Origin of the sequence: Streptomyces sp. CA-288835 (genome assembly GCF_050936385.1) — a bacterium.
Lineage (GTDB): Bacteria > Actinomycetota > Actinomycetes > Streptomycetales > Streptomycetaceae > Streptomyces.
On the sequence record NZ_JBNJMW010000001.1, the window covers coordinates 4,139,149 to 4,156,578 of the forward strand.

Annotated in this window: 14 protein-coding genes and 1 pseudogene; 9 read left to right on the plus strand and 6 right to left on the minus strand. The window is 70.3% G+C overall.

Features of this window, described 5'->3' with window-relative positions; translation table 11 throughout:
• Positions 1–210 precede the first annotated feature (210 nt).
• The 6 genes from ACQEVY_RS18525 to mscL all read left to right on the plus strand — a co-directional run bounded on the left by ACQEVY_RS18525 (position 211) and on the right by mscL (position 6,109).
• Positions 211–1,716, plus strand: a complete 1,506-nt coding sequence (locus ACQEVY_RS18525) for a potassium/proton antiporter (protein WP_432955295.1) — start codon at positions 211–213, stop codon at positions 1,714–1,716.
• 343 nt (positions 1,717–2,059) lie between these two features.
• Complete coding sequence (locus tag ACQEVY_RS18530) at positions 2,060–3,349, plus strand: MFS transporter (protein ID WP_432949833.1); 1,290 nt, start codon at positions 2,060–2,062, stop codon at positions 3,347–3,349.
• Between the two features lie 69 nt (positions 3,350–3,418).
• Positions 3,419–3,739: an FmdB family zinc ribbon protein gene (locus ACQEVY_RS18535; protein ID WP_432949835.1), complete on the plus strand. Its 321-nt coding sequence runs from the start codon at positions 3,419–3,421 to the stop codon at positions 3,737–3,739.
• 74 nt (positions 3,740–3,813) lie between these two features.
• Entirely contained in the window at positions 3,814–4,656 is an 843-nt protein-coding gene (locus tag ACQEVY_RS18540; RefSeq protein ID WP_432949837.1) for an S-methyl-5'-thioadenosine phosphorylase, read from the plus strand.
• Between the two features lie 280 nt (positions 4,657–4,936).
• Positions 4,937–5,500 carry a hypothetical protein gene (locus tag ACQEVY_RS18545; RefSeq protein ID WP_432949839.1) on the plus strand — a complete coding sequence of 188 codons (564 nt, stop codon included), beginning with the start codon at positions 4,937–4,939 and terminating at the stop codon, positions 5,498–5,500.
• A gap of 135 nt (positions 5,501–5,635) precedes the next feature.
• Positions 5,636–6,109, plus strand: coding sequence for a large conductance mechanosensitive channel protein MscL (mscL, locus tag ACQEVY_RS18550; RefSeq protein WP_432949841.1), 474 nt, complete (start codon positions 5,636–5,638; stop codon positions 6,107–6,109).
• 58 nt (positions 6,110–6,167) lie between these two features.
• Here the strand turns inward: mscL and ACQEVY_RS18555 are convergent, their stop codons facing one another.
• A complete protein-coding gene (locus ACQEVY_RS18555; protein WP_432949843.1) occupies positions 6,168–6,383 on the minus strand; it encodes a hypothetical protein in 216 nt (71 codons plus the stop codon).
• A 38-nt stretch (positions 6,384–6,421) separates the two neighbouring features.
• Between ACQEVY_RS18555 and ACQEVY_RS18560 the strand changes: the two genes are divergently transcribed.
• Together ACQEVY_RS18560 and ACQEVY_RS18565 are read left to right on the plus strand one after the other, a co-directional pair.
• The gene (locus tag ACQEVY_RS18560; RefSeq protein ID WP_432949845.1) at positions 6,422–7,453 is read left to right on the plus strand and encodes a P1 family peptidase; all 1,032 of its coding nucleotides are present in this window, start codon (positions 6,422–6,424) and stop codon (positions 7,451–7,453) included.
• 220 nt (positions 7,454–7,673) lie between these two features.
• Positions 7,674–8,417 (plus strand): DUF6227 family protein, encoded by a 744-nt coding sequence (locus tag ACQEVY_RS18565; protein ID WP_432949847.1) that lies wholly within the window; start codon positions 7,674–7,676, stop codon positions 8,415–8,417.
• A gap of 455 nt (positions 8,418–8,872) precedes the next feature.
• Here ACQEVY_RS18565 and ACQEVY_RS18570 read toward each other — a convergent pair whose 3' ends face one another.
• The 4 genes and pseudogenes from ACQEVY_RS18570 to ACQEVY_RS18585 form a co-directional block, all read right to left on the minus strand.
• The gene (locus ACQEVY_RS18570) at positions 8,873–11,056 is read right to left on the minus strand and encodes a PTS fructose transporter subunit IIABC (RefSeq protein WP_432949849.1); all 2,184 of its coding nucleotides are present in this window, start codon (positions 11,054–11,056) and stop codon (positions 8,873–8,875) included.
• A 340-nt stretch (positions 11,057–11,396) separates the two neighbouring features.
• A complete protein-coding gene (gene pfkB, locus ACQEVY_RS18575; protein ID WP_432949851.1) occupies positions 11,397–12,344 on the minus strand; it encodes a 1-phosphofructokinase in 948 nt (315 codons plus the stop codon).
• On the minus strand, positions 12,341–13,102 hold the full coding sequence (locus ACQEVY_RS18580; protein ID WP_432949853.1) for a DeoR/GlpR family DNA-binding transcription regulator: 762 nt from the start codon (positions 13,100–13,102) through the stop codon (positions 12,341–12,343). Before ACQEVY_RS18580 ends, pfkB begins: the two co-directional genes overlap by 4 nt.
• Before the next feature lie 233 nt (positions 13,103–13,335).
• Positions 13,336–14,846, minus strand: a pseudogene (locus ACQEVY_RS18585) (MFS transporter).
• A gap of 98 nt (positions 14,847–14,944) precedes the next feature.
• Here ACQEVY_RS18585 and ACQEVY_RS18590 point away from each other — a divergent pair.
• Complete coding sequence (locus ACQEVY_RS18590) at positions 14,945–15,913, plus strand: helix-turn-helix transcriptional regulator (RefSeq protein ID WP_432949855.1); 969 nt, start codon at positions 14,945–14,947, stop codon at positions 15,911–15,913.
• A 431-nt stretch (positions 15,914–16,344) separates the two neighbouring features.
• Here ACQEVY_RS18590 and ACQEVY_RS18595 read toward each other — a convergent pair whose 3' ends face one another.
• The gene (locus ACQEVY_RS18595) at positions 16,345–17,337 is read right to left on the minus strand and encodes a sigma-70 family RNA polymerase sigma factor (RefSeq protein ID WP_432949857.1); all 993 of its coding nucleotides are present in this window, start codon (positions 17,335–17,337) and stop codon (positions 16,345–16,347) included.
• Positions 17,338–17,430 lie beyond the last annotated feature (93 nt).

A 17,430-nucleotide genomic window follows, 5' to 3' on the forward strand; every position in this document is an offset into this window, starting at 1 on the left:
GCTGTCCTTGCTGTCCTCACGCGAGCGGCAGGCGGGGCCGTGCTTTTGACTGAACGCAGGAGCAACCATAGGTCAGGGCCCGACGCGCCCTGACGCGGAGTCCGGAACGTGCGGCTCAAGGCGATCGGGGCCACATCTCCGATCGTCAAGAAAGCGTCAAGAGTTAGGTAAAGTAACGAAGTACTTGCATGGCCGAGAGGGGAGCACCCGCTGACTGTCCACCACCTCAACCAGCTCCTGCTCGTCTGCTCTCTCGTTCTGCTCGTCGCGGTGGCAGCGGTTCGTATCTCCTCGCGCAGCGGGCTCCCCAGCCTGCTCGTCTACCTGGGCATCGGCGTCGCCATGGGGCAGGACGGCGTCGGCGGCATCCAGTTCGACAACGCCGAACTGACCCAGGTCTTCGGGTACGCGGCCCTGGTCGTGATCCTCGCCGAGGGCGGTCTCGGCACGAAGTGGAAGGACATCAAGCCGGCGCTTCCGGCCGCCTCGTCACTGGCGCTGGTGGGGGTCGCGGTGAGCGTCGGCGTCACGGCCACTGCGGCCCACTACCTGATCGACCTGGAGTGGCGGCAGGCGCTCATCGTCGGCGCGGTGGTCTCCTCGACGGATGCGGCGGCGGTCTTCTCGGTGCTGCGCAAGGTGCCCCTCCCCGCGCGCCTGACGGGCATGCTGGAGGCCGAGTCCGGCTTCAACGACGCTCCGGTGGTCATCCTCGTCGTCGCCTTCTCCACGGCCGGTCCGGTGGAGCACTGGTACGCGCTGATCGGCAAGATAATCCTGGAGCTGGCCATCGGGGCGGCCATCGGGCTCGCGGTGGGCTTCGTCGGCTCGTACGGGCTGCGCCATGTGGCACTGCCCGCCTCCGGCCTCTACCCGATCGCCGTGATGGCCATCACGGTCATGGCGTACGCGGGCGGGGCGCTCGCCCACGGCAGCGGCTTCCTCGCCGTGTATCTGGCGGCGATGGTGCTCGGCAACCAGAAGCTGCCGCACTGGCCGGCCACCCGCGGCTTCGCCGACGGGCTCGGCTGGATCGCCCAGATCGGCATGTTCGTCCTGCTCGGCCTGCTTGTCACGCCACATGAACTGGAGGACGACTTTTGGCCCGCGCTGGCCATCGGCCTGGTGCTGACCGCGGTGGCGCGCCCCCTGAGCGTCGTGGTAGCCCTGCTGCCGTTCCGGCTGCCGTGGCGGGAGCAGGTCCTGATGTCCTGGGCGGGGCTGCGCGGCGCGGTGCCCATCATCCTGGCCACGATCCCCATGGTGAGCGGCATCGAAGAAAGCCGTCGCATCTTCAACATCGTCTTCATACTGGTCGTCGTCTACACCCTCGTACAGGGCCCGACTCTGCCCTGGCTGGGCCGGAAGCTGCGCCTGGACAAGTCCGCCGCCGAGGCGGCCGACCTGGGCATCGAATCGGCGCCCCTGGAGCGACTGCGCGGACATTTGCTGTCGGTCGCCATCCCGGAGGGGTCGAAAATGCACGGCGTCGAGATCAACGAGCTGCGGCTGCCCCCAGGGGCCGCCGTCACGCTAGTCGTACGTGACGGTGAATCGTTCGTGCCACTGCCCACGACAATCCTGCAACGCGGCGACGAACTCCTCGTGGTCGCCACGGACCCCGTCCGGGACGCGGCCGAGCGGCGACTGCGGGCGGTCGGGCAGGGCGGCAAGCTGGCGGGGTGGCTCGGGACGGGCGGGAACGGCACTTCGTAGGGGGATGCTGTTCGGGATCTGGCTTTCCCAGGGGCACGGTGATTGATACCTGTACGATGAAGGCGCACTCAGATCGATCCACCTCTGCCTGACGCAGAGCTGGCGCGACCGTATGGCGGCCGCTGCCCTTCCAGGGGCCCGGTATCTACCGCAGTTCCGCGCAAGAGGACAGCTCTCGGCGCCCCCCGCAGGGTGAGCCGAAGGGGCGCGTCGGTGATGAGGGCGCGAGCGCGCGGAGGCCCGAAGGGTTGAGCACGGTCGCGCCCTCATCACCGACTTGAGCGCCCCGGAGGCGAACCAGCAATAAAGGGGTCGCGCTACCAGGCGGCAGAAAGGCACGGCCGTGGCATCCACGGTCACCTCCGAGTCCGCCAGGACATCGGTCACCTCCCGCCCCGGATACGGGCAACTGCTGCGCACCCGCGGCGCCTGGACGTTCCTGCTCCCCGGCTTCGCCGCACGGCAGCCGTTCGCGATGCTGACCCTCTCCATCGTGCTGCTCGTGCAGCACACCACCGGCTCGTACGGGGCTGCCGGCGCCGTCGCCGCCGCGACCGGTGTCTCCATGGCGCTGTTCGCGCCCCTCACCGGTCGTCTCGCCGACCGTCACGGGCAGCGCACCGTCCTGGTGCCCGGCATCCTCGTCCACACCGTGGCGGGTCTCTCCCTGACGGCGCTCGCGCTCGCGGACGCTCCCCTGTGGACGCTGTTCGCGGCGGCCGTCCCCACCGGCGCCTCCGTGCCGCAGATCGGCCCCATGGTGCGGGCCCGCTGGGGCGTCAGGCTCCAAGGCTCGCCCCTGATGACCACCGCGGCGGCCTTCGAGTCCGTCACCGACGAGCTGACCTTCGTCCTCGGCCCGCTGCTCGCGACCGCCCTGTGCACCACCGTGGACCCGGCGGCGGGCCTGCTCACGGAGGCCGCGCTGACCCTGGTCGGCGGTCTGCTGTTCGCGGCCCAGAAGAGCACTCAGCCCGCTGTACGTCTCGACGGGCACGCGCGCGTGGAGCACGTTTCCGCTGTCTCGGTCCCTGGAGTACGCGTCTTGATCGTGGCCTTCCTGGGCATCGGTTCCGTCTTCGGCGGTCTACAGGTCTCGCTCGCCGCGTTCACCGAGTCGATCGGCGAGCCCGGCCTGAACGGCGTCCTGTACGGCACCTTCGCCGCGGGCAACATGCTCTCCGGGACCGTCTGCGGCGCCATCGCCTGGAAGAGGGCTCCTCGCCGGCGTCTGGTCATCGGGTACGCGGCACTGGCCCTCACCGCCACCGGTCTGCTGACCGCGCACTCCGTGGTCGCCCTCGCCGGGGTCGGCTTCCTGGTCGGCATGTGCGTGGCGCCCGCCCTGATCACCGGCTACACCATGGTCGACGGCCTGGTTCCGGCAGGTGCCCGCACAGAGGCCTTCACCTGGCTGACCGGCGCAGTGGCGCTCGGACAGGCGGCGGCCGTCACCGTCGCCGGGCAACTGGAGGACCGCCTCTGGGACGGCGCCGGTTTCCTCGTCCCGACGGTCGGAACGCTGCTGGCTCTGGCGACGCTCGTGGCCTTGCGCTCGAGGCTCACGCCCAGGCCGGTCGGACGGACCGTCGCACGTGGCGTCGGTCACCGCGTACCGCTGGCAGTGGACTGAACGCGAGGAATAGGTCACTATTGATGGTCGTTAGCACTCATCGAGTGAGAGTGCCAGGAGGAAGACAAAGTGCCGACCTACCAGTACCAGTGCACCGCGTGCGGCGAGGGCCTCGAGGTGGTGCAGAAGTTCACCGAGGACGCCCTGACCGAATGCCCCAACTGTGATGGCCGCCTGAAGAAGGTGTTCTCCGCGGTCGGCATCGTCTTCAAGGGCTCCGGCTTCTACCGCAACGACAGCCGTGGCTCCTCTTCGAGCAGCTCGACTGCCAAGTCGTCCTCCTCGTCGACTGCCGCCGCCTCGACCTCGTCGTCCTCCACGACCTCGTCCTCCTCGGACTCGTCGTCGTCCGGCACCGGCACCTCCTCGAGCAGCAGCTCGGCCGCGTAAGGCTTTCTTACGAGACCCTGTCGTCGTACGACGGCGGGGTCCGCGGCGTTTCCGGGCCCGGTTAGGGTGCGGTCATGGCGAACACGGAGAACGCCGAGATCGGCGTCATTGGCGGCTCGGGCTTCTACTCCTTCCTCGACGACGTGACCGAGATACAGGTGGCCACGCCCTACGGGGCGCCCAGCGACTCCCTCTTCCTGAGCGAGATCGCCGGGCGGCGGGTCGCCTTCCTCCCCCGCCACGGCCGCGCCCACCATCTGCCGCCGCACCGCATCAACTACCGCGCGAACCTGTGGGCGCTGCGCTCCGTCGGGGCGCGTCAGGTGCTCGGGCCCTGCGCGGTCGGCGGGCTGCGTCCGGAGTACGGGCCAGGCACGCTGCTCGTACCGGACCAGCTGGTGGACCGTACGAAGTCCCGGGAGCAGACGTACTTCGACGGGATGCCGTTGCCCGGCGGCCAGGTGCCGAACGTGGTGCATGTGTCCCTGGCCGACCCGTACTGCCCCGTCGGGCGCGAGGCCGCGCTGGAGGCGGCCCGCGGCCAGGACTGGGAGCCGGTGGACGGCGGGACGCTCGTGGTGGTCGAGGGGCCGAGGTTCTCCACCCGTGCCGAATCGTTGTGGCACCAGGCGCAGGGCTGGTCGGTGGTCGGCATGACCGGGCACCCCGAGGCGACGCTCGCCCGTGAACTCGAGCTCTGCTACACGTCGTTGACCCTGGTCACCGACCTCGACGCGGGGGCCGAGACCGGCGAGGGCGTCTCGCACGAGGAGGTGCTGCAGGTGTTCGCGGCGAATGTGGAACGGCTGCGGGGTGTGCTGTTCGACGCGGTGGCGGGGCTGCCCGAGAACGGGGCGCGGGATTGCCTGTGCGCGAAGGCGCTGGGCGGGATGGATCCGGGGTTCGAGCTGCCGTAGGGCGGGCGTGGGGGCTTGGCCGGGCGGCTGGCTGCGCCCGGGTCGGCTCTGTGGACGGCTCGCTGGCTCCGCAGTCGGCTCGATGGCAGCTTGGCCGGCTCGGTGGTGGCGTGGCTGGCTCAATGGCTTCGTGGCCGGCTCGGTTGGGGGGGCGGAACTTCCCCTTCGGGTGAGCGAGTTGTCCACAATCGGCCGGTTGTCCACGGGCCCGAGCGGGATTCGGCGCGAGGCCGCAATCTGGCATCGCAAGCCGAAATCCCGACCGCTGGTGGTGGTTCCCGTGTCGCTACTCCCTTCCTTTCCGCGCCCGTTGGGCACGGACGCGCCCGGTACCTGCGAGGTACCGCACTTCACCCCCGTGCGGGTGCGTGGCGGGCGGTATCAACTGCGGCGGCTCGTACGGCACAAAAGGCGGGCCGTGGCCGCGGGGCTCGCCGTGACCGCTGCCGCGCTGGTTGCCGCGGGGCCGCGGGACGCCGGCCGGGCGCGGGCCCCCTCCGCCGGTACACCGCCTGTCGCGGCGGAGTCGAGAGTGGCGGACGATCCCGTACGGAAGCGGCGCGCCGTCGAGATGGTGACGGCGCCGGTGCGGATCGCCGACGGCGCGACGGTACGGCTGTTGCGGCCGGGCGATCGTGTCGATGTCGTCGCGGCTGAGGAGTCGGCGGCGGGTGGCGGCGATGCCCGGGTGGTCGCGCGCGGGGTGCGGGTGACGAAGGTGCCGGAGGCCCTGGACGGTGTGGCCGAGGGCGGTGCGCTGGTCGTGCTGTCCGTGCCACGGCAGACGGCGGTGCGGCTGGCCGGAGCGGGGGCGACCTCGCGATTGGCGGTGACCCTGTGCTGAGTCTGTTCAAGAGGATCACCGGCTGGCTGTCAAGTCCCTCGTTTTGTCTGGGGCATTGGGCGGGCATGCCACGCCCTGCCGTAGGTTGCGGAGCTGTTTGTTCCACAACTCGTACGGCTGAAGAGGGGCTCCCTGGTGAGCGAGAACAAGAAGGATCCGAGCCTCTGGGAGGGCTTCAAGACCTTCCTGATGCGCGGGAACGTCGTCGATCTGGCAGTAGCGGTGGTCATCGGCGCGGCCTTCACCAACATCGTCAACTCCGTGGTGCAGGGGATCATCAACCCCCTGGTGGGGGCGATCGGCACAAAGAACCTGGACAACTACAGCTCCTGCATCAAGGAACCCTGCAGAGGCACTGGCGCCACCGCGGAGGGCGTCCGGATCATGTGGGGCTCGGTGCTCGGCGCGACGCTCTCGTTCGTGATCACCGCCGCCGTCGTCTACTTCCTGATGGTGCTGCCGATGGCCAAGTATCTGGCCCGGCAGGCGGCCCGCCAGAAGGAGAAGGAGAGCACCCACGAGGTCATCGAGGTGACCGAGCTGGAGGTCCTCAAGGAGATCCGCGACGCCCTGGTGGCACAGCGCGGGTCCGGGCATACCGAGCGATAGCGACTGCTGCTCGTCGGGCCGACCAGGCTCAAAGGTGGTGGGCTCAGAAGTGGTGGGCTCAGAGGTGGTGGGGCGGCTTCTCGTCCAGGAAGCGGGCCAGATCTCCGGCGCTGTCACCGCTGGGCCGCTCGCCCCACCCGCGGTCCGTGTCGTCCTCGGACTGCCGACTCAATGGGTCATCGAAGACCAGCGCGGGCTTGCGGGAGTCCCGGAGGGCCGGGGCCACGCCCTCGGAAGGCGCAGGCTGGGGTTCGGGGACTGTGGTGCTGCTCATTCGTTCAGGGTACGGCCCTGGGGGTGAGACTGGGTGGCATGACAGTTGGCGCTCTGACAGATGTAGCCGGGCTGCGCGTGGGGCATGCCACGCGGACCGGCGGCGGTTGGCTGACCGGCACGACGGTGGTCCTGGCTCCGGAGGGCGGTGCCGTCGCTGCCGTGGACGTCCGCGGCGGCGGCCCCGGCACCAAGGAGACCGATGCCCTCGATCCGCGCAACCTGGTGCGGAAGGTCGAGGCACTGGTCCTGACCGGCGGCAGTGCATACGGACTGGACTCGGCGGCGGGCGTGATGGCCTGGCTGGAGGAGAGAGGGCGGGGGGTGCGCGTCGGGCCCGACCCGGCGCATGTGGTGCCGGTCGTCCCGGCGGCCTGTGTCTTCGACCTGGGGCGCGGCGGCAACTTTCGGTCCAGGCCCGATGCGGCGACCGGACGCGAGGCGGTGGCGGCGGCAGCGGCGAGCGAGTTCGGTGCGCCGGTCCAGGAGGGATGTGTGGGCGCCGGCACGGGAGCGGCGGTCGGGAGCATGAAGGGAGGGATCGGCAGCGCGAGTGCGGTGCTCGACTCGGGTGTCACGGTGGCGGCGCTGGTGGTGGCCAACGCGGCGGGGTCGGCGGTGGATCCGTTGACGGGGGCGTTGTACGGGGAGCTGTTTCAGGGACGTATGACGTACCCGGCGGAGGAGGTGCATGAGGCGGCGCGGGTGCGGCTGGCCGAGACCGCGGCGAAGAACGGCGCTCCCCCGCTGAACACCACGCTCGCGGTGGTCGGCACCGACGTGGAGTTGTCGAAGGCGCAGGCACAGAAGCTCGCGGGGACGGCACACGACGGCATCGCACGCGCCGTACGGCCGGTGCATCTGCTCAACGACGGGGACACGGTGTTCGCGCTCGCCACAGGTGCGCGTCCGCTGGCGGAGGAGAACCCCCTCGCGCTGAACGGGATCCTCGCGGCCGGGGCGGATCTGGTGACGCGAGCGATAGTGCGGGCGGTACGGGCCGCCGAGTCGGTGGAGGGGCCGGGTGGGGTGTGGCCGGCGTACGGGGAGCTGTATGGCGGGTTGCGGTGACGGCCGTGAGCGAGGGGTGTGCGTGCCTGAGCGCACGGGAAAGGGGCGTATGCCCCCTTCTGACCAGGGCGGATTGAGGCTGTGTCAGGGCGTGCGGGAACTCCTCACGCGGGCTCCACGTTTTCTGTGCGTACGTTTTCTCGGTTCCCGGACATGATGTCCGACTGAGGGGCTACGGTATGCACCCACAAGGTGACATGCAGCAACGCCGGGAGAAACCTTGAGCGTTCCGTACGAGACGGCAGCGTACGAGCCACCCGAGTCGCCCGAGTCTCCTGAGGAGCATCTCGCGCGACTCCTCGGCCGCGCCCTGAACTCCTTCGAGCTCTCCGACGAGACGATAGGGCTGCTCGACTGCGCGCTGGCGCACGACAGTTCGCTGCACTCCGCGCACCACAGTGCCGGACTGCACCGCGAGACGTACCGGCACACGTGGCTGCTCGCCGACGGTTCGGCGCTCACGCTGTGGGAGCTGGTCCACAACACCGGGCCCGGCAGCCATGTGGAGCACGAGGTGTACGAGGACCGGGAGGAGCTGCGGACGGCGACCGCACGCTTGCCGCTGCCGCCGGATGAGCCGGAGTTCGAGATGCCGACTCTGGCCCTGCTGGCGCCGGTTCCCGAGCCTCGGCATGTGTACGTGCTCGACGACTCGGCGGACCACGGGCGCCGGTTGCTGCGCCGCGCCGAGAACGCGGATCGGCCCGGCGAGGACATGGCCGAGCTGCTGCGGATGGCGTTCGCGCACGAGATCACGCAGGCGTTTGGCCGCCCTTACGGTGGGCGGGGCGTGGGCTTCTCGCTCTACGAGCATGCGTTTCTGTTGCTGGACGGGCGTGAGCTGTCCCTCTGGGAGGTCGAGCACACGGCGACGCCGGATGGGCGGCACATGTGCGAGGTGTATGTGACGGAGGACGCTGCGCGGGACGCCATGGAAAGGCGTGCCACTGGCTCCGCCGGTTGAGCAGGGCGCCTACCCGGGGGGTGCCTCCGGCGGTTGGGCGACTGCGGGCCCGTCGTGGCTGGTCGCGCAGTTCCCCGCGCCCCTGAAAAGCCTGCGACTGCCCGCACCCCGACGAAACCGGCACCCTCGCTCCGGTGGAAGGGGACGTGGGCCGGTGCGTCCTATGCCCGTCGCTTAGCTTCGGTCTGGGCATACCTGCGCCCTGTATCAGCAAGGGGTCGTATGCCCCGTTGGCGACGGGCTGACGCACCGGACCGCGGCCCGCACCCACCAACCACCTAGGGGCGCGGGGAACTGCGCGAGCAACCACAACGCACCCGCACCCGCCCAACCGCCGGAGGCACCCCGCGGGGAACTGCGCGACCAGCCACCACGCACCCGCAGCCGACATGCGTCAGACGGGCTGTGGCCCGGGACGAAAGTCCCGGGCCACAGCCCGTCTCTTGGAGTGGAGCTCAGGCAGCCACCGGCTCCTTAGCCTTCGCTGCCGAGACGCCGGAGGCGTCCGCCTCGCCGTCCGGCTTTGCCTTGCGCATGCCCTTCAGGGCGATCACCAGACCTGCCGTCACTGCCGTGCCGGCCGCGATGGCCAGCAGGTACAGGAACGGCTTGCCGATCAGGAACGTGACCCAGATGCCGCCGTGCGGCGCGCGGAGGGTCGAGCCGAAGGCCATGGTCAGCGCGCCGGTGACAGCGCCGCCCGCCATGGAGGCGGGGATGACCCGCAGCGGGTCGGCGGCGGCGAACGGGATGGCGCCCTCGGAGATGAACGAGGCGCCCAGCACCCACGCGGCCTTGCCGTTCTCGCGTTCGGCCGTGGTGAACAGCTTCTTGCGAACCGTGGTGGCCAGGGCCATCCCGAGCGGGGGCACCATGCCGGCCGCCATGACCGCCGCCATGATCTTCATCGCGGAGCTGCTCGGGTCCTGGACGGCGATACCGCCCGCGGCGAAGGCGTACGCGACCTTGTTGACCGGGCCACCGAGGTCGAAGCACATCATCAGGCCGAGCAGGACGCCGAGCAGGACGGCGTTGGTGCCGGAGAGGCCGGAGAGCCAGTCGGTCATGGCCTCCTGGGCCTCGGCGATCGGCTTGCCGATCACCACGAACATCAGGAAGCCGACAATGATCGAGGAGATCAGCGGGATCACGACCACTGGCATGATGCCGCGCAGCACTGGAGGGATCTTGATCCTCTGGATCCCGAGGACGACCGCACCGGCCAGCAGACCGGCGGCCAGGCCGCCGAGGAAGCCGGCGTTGATGTTGAAGGCGATCATGCCGCCGACGAAGCCGGGGACGAGACCGGGCCGGTCCGCCATGCCATACGCGATGTATCCGGCGAGGACGGGGATCAGGAAGTTGAAGGCGACGCCGCCGATCTGGAACAGCAGCGCGCCCCAGCTGTCGACCTGGCCCCAGTTGAAGACCTCGGTGACCGGCTTGGCCTCGTTGATCTGGTAGCCGCCGATCGCGAAGCCGAGGGCGATGAGCAGACCGCCCGCGGCGACGAACGGGACCATGTAACTGACGCCGGTCATCAGCCACTTGCGGAGCTTGGTGCCGTAGCCCTCGCCGGGCTCTCCGGTCCGCTCGACCGGCGTACCGCCGGGCTTGGCGGCCGCGGTGGCCTCGCCGCGTTCGGCCTTGGCCCGGACCTCGGTGATCAGTTCGGCGGGCCGGTTGATGCCCGCCTTCACGCCGACGTCCACGGTCGGCTTCCCGGCGAAGCGGTCCTTCTCCCGTACGGGCACATCGTGGGCGAAGATCACGCCGTCCGCGGCGGCGATGACGGCCGGGTCGAGCCGGTTGAAGCCCGCCGAGCCCTGCGGCTCGACGACGACCTCGACGTCGGGGTTGTCGCGGCCCGCGTTCTCCAGCGCCTCGGCAGCCATGTACGTATGCGCGATGCCGGTGGGGCAGGAGGTGACGGCGACGATGCGGAACGGCCGGCCGCCGCCGGACTGGGCGGAGTCGGTGCCGTCGGTGCTCGGCGCCTCGGCCGCCACGCCGACTGCGGAAGCCTCCGCGCCCGGCGCCGGGGCCGGGCCGTCACCGGCGGTCGTCGTCCCCGTGGCCGAGGTGTCCGCGGCGGCCTCGGCGGAGGCCGCTCCTGCCGGGGCCGCCGCGGAGTCTGTGGTGTCTGCGGAGTCTTCGGTGGTGCCCACCGTGGTGGCGACCTGCGCGGTCACCGCGGGCTCGTTCCCGCGGATCAGGGCGGCGGCGCCCTCCGGGTCGTCCACCGCCCGTAGCGCGGAGGTGAACTCGGTGTTCATCAGCTGCCTGGCCAGCGACGACAGGATCGTGAGGTGGTCGTCGTCGGCACCGGCCGGGGCGGCGATCAGGAAGATCAGGTCGGCGGGCCCGTCCGGAGCGCCGAAGTCGATCCCGGCGGCGCTGCGGCCGAAGCCCAGCGTCGGCTCGGTGACGTGTTCGCTTCGGCAGTGCGGGATGCCGATGCCGCCGTCGAGGCCGGTCGGCATCTGTGCCTCGCGGGCGGCCACGTCGGCGAGGAAGCCCTCCAGGTCGGTCACCCGGCCCTTGGCCACCATGCGCTCGGCGAGGGCGCGCGCCGCCGCTTCTTTCGTATCGGCGGACAGGTCGAGGTCGACCAGGTCCGCGGTGATCATCTCGCTCATCGCGGGCTCCTTCGCACGCGTATCGCCCGGGGGATGTCATGGGCGGGGACGGGGGTGCTGCCTTCAGACCGGCTGCGTTCAGACCCGGTGCGTTCAGACAGGCTGCATTCAGACCGGCTGCATTCAGATGTGTCGCGCTCGACCGTGACCGAATTGCCGGAAGTGTCACATACGTCGAGGTCAGCGGGGAAGGCGGAGGCGGGGCCGGGGAAGCCCCGCCTCCCCGTGGCTGCGGCGGGGAGGGGCAGGCCCCACCGCTTCAGGGCCGATCCAGGGGCCGTACGAGGCATACGAGACGTACGGGCTGCGGAGGCCGAACTAGCGGTAGCGGTAAGGAAGTTCATGAGACCGGCTCCGTGAGTACGCGGTCGACCGGAACCGTCGAGGTGACGGTCACGGCGTCCGGGTCGAGGTCCGCCGGGCCCGGCATGACGCTGCCGGGGAGCTGGACGGCCGCGGCGCCGTGGGCGACGGCGGAGGCGAGGGCGTCGGGACCGCTGCCGCCGGCGATCAGGAAACCGGCGAGCGAGGAGTCACCCGCGCCCACATTGCTGCGGACCGTGTCGACTCGCGCGCTGCCGAACCACACGCCCGAGGCCTCGACGAGCAGCTGCCCGTCCGCGCCGAGGCTGGCCAGCACCGCACCGGCGCCCCGTTCCCGCAGGTCCTCGGCGGCCTTGACCGCGTCGCCGATGGTGGCGAGGGGGCGGCCGACCGCTTCCGACAGTTCCTCGGCGTTCGGCTTGACGACGTCGGGTCGCTCGCGCAGGGCCGCGAGGAGGGCCGGTCCCGACGTGTCCAGGGCGATCCGGGTGCCGGCGGCGTGCGCCCGGGCAACCAGTGCGGCGTACCAGGAGGGGGCGAGGCCTCGCGGCAGGCTGCCGCAGCAGGCGATCCAGGAGGCGTCGCGGGACTGGGCCCGTACCGTCTCCAGGAGCAACTCCTCTTCGGCGGAGGTGAGTTCGGGTCCGGGTGCGTTGATCTTCGTCAGTACTCCGTCGGCCTCGGCGAGGGAGATGTTGGAGCGCGTCGGCCCGGCGACCGGGACCGGCGCGACCTCTATGCCCTGCGCGTGAAGCAGGTCCGCGACGAGTGAGCCGGGGGCGCCGCCCAGCGGCAGTACGGCGACGGTGCGTCGGCCGGCCGCGGTGACCGCCCGCGAGACGTTGACGCCCTTGCCGCCCGGGTCCATGCGTTCGCCGGTGGCCCGGATGACCTCGCCGCGGTCGAGCGAGGGAATCTCGTAGGTCCGGTCGAGCGAGGGATTGGGGGTGACGGTGAGGATCATGCACGCACCACTTCCGTGCCGCCGCGCTTGAGGGCGGTGGCGTCTTCAGGGCTCAGCCCGCTGTCGGTGATCAGAACGTCCACATCGGCCATGGCACCGAAGCGCGCGAAGTGCTCCTGGCCGTGCTTGGCGGAGTCGGCGAGCAGCACCACCCGGCGTGCGGCGGCTGCCGCAGCGCGCTTCACGGCGGCCTCGGCGAGGTCGGGCGTGGTCAGTCCGTAGTCGAGGGAGAAGCCGTTCGTGGCCAGGAAGACGACATCGGCGCGGATCTCGCCGTACGCCCGCAGCGCCCAGGCGTCGACGGCGGCGCGCGTACGGTGCCGCACGCGCCCCCCGACGAGGTGGAGCTGGATGCCCGGGTGGTCGGCCAGGCGGGCCGCGATGGGGAGGCTGTGCGTCACGACGGTGAGCGTGGTCTCCAGCGGGAGGGACCCGGCGAGCCGGGCGATCGTCGTGCCCGCGTCGAGAATCATCGTGCCGTTGCTGGGCAGTTCGGCGAGCGCGGCCTTCGCGATGCGGTCCTTCTCGTCGGCCGCGGTGGTCTCGCGCTCGGCGAGGTCGGGCTCGAAGTCGAGCCGGCCGGCCGGGATGGCACCGCCATGAACCCGGCGAACGAGCCCCGCGCGGTCCAGCGCCTTCAGGTCCCGCCGGATCGTCTCGGCCGTGACCTGGAACTCCTCGGCCAACGACACCACGTCCACGCGGCCACCGTCACGCGCCAGCCGGAGAATCTCCTGCTGCCGCTCCGGTGCGTACATGTCCGTTCGCCTCCGCTCATGCCCGAACGTGTGGTTTCACTCGTAGAGTACGCCCGGATTTCAGCCATGTAAACGGGTGCGGAAGTAAAAGTGGGCACGAACGGACATCGTCCGGAAGGAGCCAGCAAGGCAAGGGCGTGGGTCGCGTAGCACCGGTCACGGGACAGCCGTCAGGCCCGGTCCCAAGTGGGACCGGGCCTGTGACTGAGCCACGTCGGCGTGAACTGATCGCCTCAGCCCACGAGTTCGGGCTCCTTGTCCGTGGCGACGGCGGGCGTCGGCTCGGCGCCCTCCACGTGCTGGGCCGGGCGCTTCGGCAGGGCGAACATCAGCAGGAAGATGGCCGTCATCACCGCGGCGACCCAGATCAGCGCGTTCTGGAAGGCGTCGACGAAGGCCGCGCCCACCTCGGCCCGCGGCAGGTGGTCGGACATCGTGCCGAAGAAGACCACGGACACCAGGCCGAGCCCGAGCGCGTTGCCCATCTGCTGGACCGTACTGATCAGGCCGGACGCCGAACCCGAGTGCTCGCGGGGCACCTCGGAGAGGATCGCGTCCGTCAGCGGGGCCACGATCAGGCCCATGCCCACGCCCATGACCACCAGGGGAAGCGCCATCTGCCACGGGGCGATGGTCAGGCCGTACCGCTCGGACTCCCAGATGTAGATCACGACACCGAGGGCCATGATCAGCGCGCCCGCCTGGAGCACCTTCCGCCCGAACCGCGGCGTCAGCTTCTGCACCGACAGCCCGGCCGCCAACGACACCGCGATCGAGAAGGGGACGCCCGTCAGTCCGGCCTTCAACTCGCCCCAGCCGAGGCCGGTCTGCATGTAGAACGTCCACACCAGGAAGAAGATGCCCAGCGCGATCCCGAAGACCGTCTGCACCGCGATGCCCGCCGCGAAGCTCTTCACCTTGAACAGGGAGAGCTCGATCAGCGGCGAACCGTCCCGCACGGTCTTCCTCTTCTCGTACGCCACCAGCGCCGCGAACACGACAAGCGCGCCGCCCATCGAGACGTAACCCCACATCGGCCAGCCCAGCTCACGACCGCGGATCAGCGGGTAGAGCAGCATCAGCAGGCCGAGGGTGACGAGGGCGACGCCGACGAGGTCCAGCTTTAGGGCGTGCGGGGCCTTGGACTCGGTGATGTAGCGGCGGCCGAGGATGAGGCCCGCGATGCCCACCGGCAGGTTGATGAGGAAGATCGGCCGCCACTCGAGCCCGAACAGGTTCCACTCGGTCAGCAGCGCGCCCAGCAGCGGACCGGACACCGCTCCGAGTCCGACGACCGCGCCGAACAGGCCGAACACCTTGCCGCGTTCGTGCGCCGGGAAGGTGGCGTGCACGATCGACAGCACCTGCGGCACCATCAGCGCGGCCATTCCGCCCTGGAGGATGCGGGAGGCGACGAGCATGTCGGGATTCACCGCGAAGCCGCACAGCGCGGACGCGAGCGTGAATCCGCCGATGCCGATGAGGAAGAGGCGCCGTGGATGTCGCCGAGCCGCCCTCCAGTGATCAGACCGGCGGCGAAGGCGAGCGCGTATCCGGCCGTGATCCACTGGATCTGGCCGTACGACGCACCGGCCTCCCGCTGGATCGAGGGGATCGCGATGTTGACGATCGTGACGTCGACCAGATCCATGAAGGCCGCGGTCATCACGATGGCGAGGGCGATCCATCGCCGCCGGTCGGCCTTGTCGGCCGGACTGTTGAGAGGGGTCTCGGTGGAAGTCATGCTTCGAAGTTAGAGGTCTAGTAGGTCAGATCGTGTCCTACTGGTCGGGCATCCTCGAAGTAGCCAAGAAAACGGAAACGCTGAGAGGGAGACACCCCATGACCACCGACACTCCGGCCCGGCTTCTCACGCTCCTCTCCCTCCTCCAGACCCCGCGCGAGTGGCCCGGCGGCGAGCTCGCCGACCGCCTCGGGGTGTCACGGCGGACCGTACGGCGGGATGTGGACCGGCTGCGGGAACTGGGATATCCCGTGCAGGCGACGATGGGCGCGGACGGCGGATACCGGCTGGTCGCCGGGAAGGCCATGCCGCCGCTCGTGCTCGACGACGAGGAGGCGGTGGCGATCGCGGTCGGGCTGCGGGCCGGTGCCGGGCACGCCCTCGAGGGCGTCGACGAGGCCTCCGTACGGGCGCTCGCCAAGCTGGAGCAGGTCCTGCCGGGCCGGCTGCGCCACCGTGTCTCCACGCTTCAGGCCGCGACCACTCCCCTGACCAGCGGGGACGGGGCGAGCATCGCGCCCGAGACGCTGACCGTGATGGCCTCGACGGTCGCGGGCCATGAGCGACTGCGGTTCGCCTACCGCTCGGGGGACGGCACGCCCTCGAAGCGCCTGACCGAGCCGTACCGTCTGGTGTCGACCGGCCGCCGCTGGTACCTCGTCGCGTACGACCTCGACCGCGAGGACTGGCGTACGTTCCGCGTCGACCGGGTCTCCGACCCCTTCGCGACGGGCGCCCGCTTCGCGCCGCGCGAGCTGCCGACGGGGGATGCGGCCGAGTATCTGCGGCAGTCGATGTACGCATGGCAGCAGACGTACGAGCTGGACGTGACGTTCGCGGCACCCGCGGACTCCATCGCGGCCCGCCTGCCCAAATGGCTCGGTGCGCCCGAGCCAATCGACGACCAGAGCTGCCGGCTCCGGGCCACCGTGGGGGACTCGGTGGAGTGGATGGCGGTGCGGTTGGCGATGGTGGACTGCGAGTTCACGGTGCATGCACCTGTGGAACTTGTGCAGTGTGTACGGGACTTGGGGGGGCGCCTTTCTCGGGCGGCGGGCCCGGGCTGACGGCTCCGCCGAGGGGGCCGGTTCGAACCTGCGGGTTCGTTGTGGCTTGTCGCGCCCACGCGGCGGAGCCGCAAATTGATACAGCCCCGCGCCCCTAAAAGGGGCGCCATCCTCCCCTTACTTCACAGGTCCCCCTCAGCCTGTAGGGGCCGCAGGACCTGCCCCCGTGACACAATGTGTCCACAGGGTCACCCCGGGGTTCAGGTCCGGGGTGGCCCTTCTTCTATCCCCATCCCGCTACAAAGATGGAGCCGAGCCCCGGCGCCAGGGGGAGAGGCGCCGGAGGCTCGGCTCTGGGGAAGTCCCGGCGCCGGGGGGGATAGCGTCGGGACTTGGTTCTGGGAGCCCTCGGGGCTTGTGCCCGGGCTCGAGCGGTTGATGCGGGTCTGAAGCGTGTGGTGTGCGACTCATCGCGAGGCGGTGGCCGAGCGTTACGCCGCCGCGTCGAAGCCGGTCTGGCGGGCCAGCTTCTTCAGCTCCAGCAGTGCGTGCTTCTCTATCTGGCGGATGCGCTCGCGGGTGAGGCCGTGCTCCTTGCCGACCTCGGTGAGCGTGCGCTCGCGACCGTCCTCGATGCCGTACCGCATCTTGATGATCGAGGCCGTGCGCTGGTCGAGCCGTCCGATCAGGTCGTCGAGCTCCTCGCTGCGCAGCAGGGTGAGTACGGACTGCTCAGGCGAGACCGCCGAGGTGTCCTCGAGCAGGTCGCCGAACTGCGTGTCGCCCTCGTCGTCCACCGACATGTTCAGCGAGACCGGGTCACGGGCCCAGTCCAGGACGTCGATGACGCGCTCCGGGTTCGAGCCCAACTCCTTGGCGATCTCCGCGGGCTCCGGCTCCCGCCCGTGCTCGCGGTTGAACTCGCGCTGCACTCGGCGGATCCGGCCCAGCTCCTCCACCAGGTGGACGGGGAGCCGGATGGTGCGCGACTGGTCGGCTATCGAGCGCGTGATGGCCTGACGGATCCACCAGGTCGCGTACGTCGAGAACTTGAAGCCCTTGCGGTAGTCGAACTTCTCGACCGCGCGCACCAGGCCCGCGTTCCCCTCCTGGATCAGGTCGAGGAGCGGAAGCCCGCTACGGGGGTAGCGGCGGGCGACCGCGACGACCAGGCGCAGGTTGGAGCGGATGAAGATGTCCTTGGCCCGCTCGGCGTCGGCCACCAGCGCTTCCAGTTCCTCACGGGAGGCGTCGGCCTTGGCGTCGGTCACCTCACCGTCGAGGATCTGCTGGGCGAACACACCCGCCTCGATGATCTGGGACAGCTCGACTTCCTTGGCGGCGTCGAGCAGCGGTGTACGCGCTATCTCGTCGAGGTACATGCCGACCAGGTCCCGGTCGGCGATCTCGCCCGCGCGAACGCTGCGTACCGCGTCGGTCTCGCCAGAGGCGGACTTGTGACGGGCGACGGCACGGGTTGCCATGCGTGCTCCCTTGCGTGGTGGGCTTGCGGGTCATCTGTGGGGGTTCGGCCACCCTTCCGGGTGCCCTGCATCCGATGGATTCAACGACTGGAA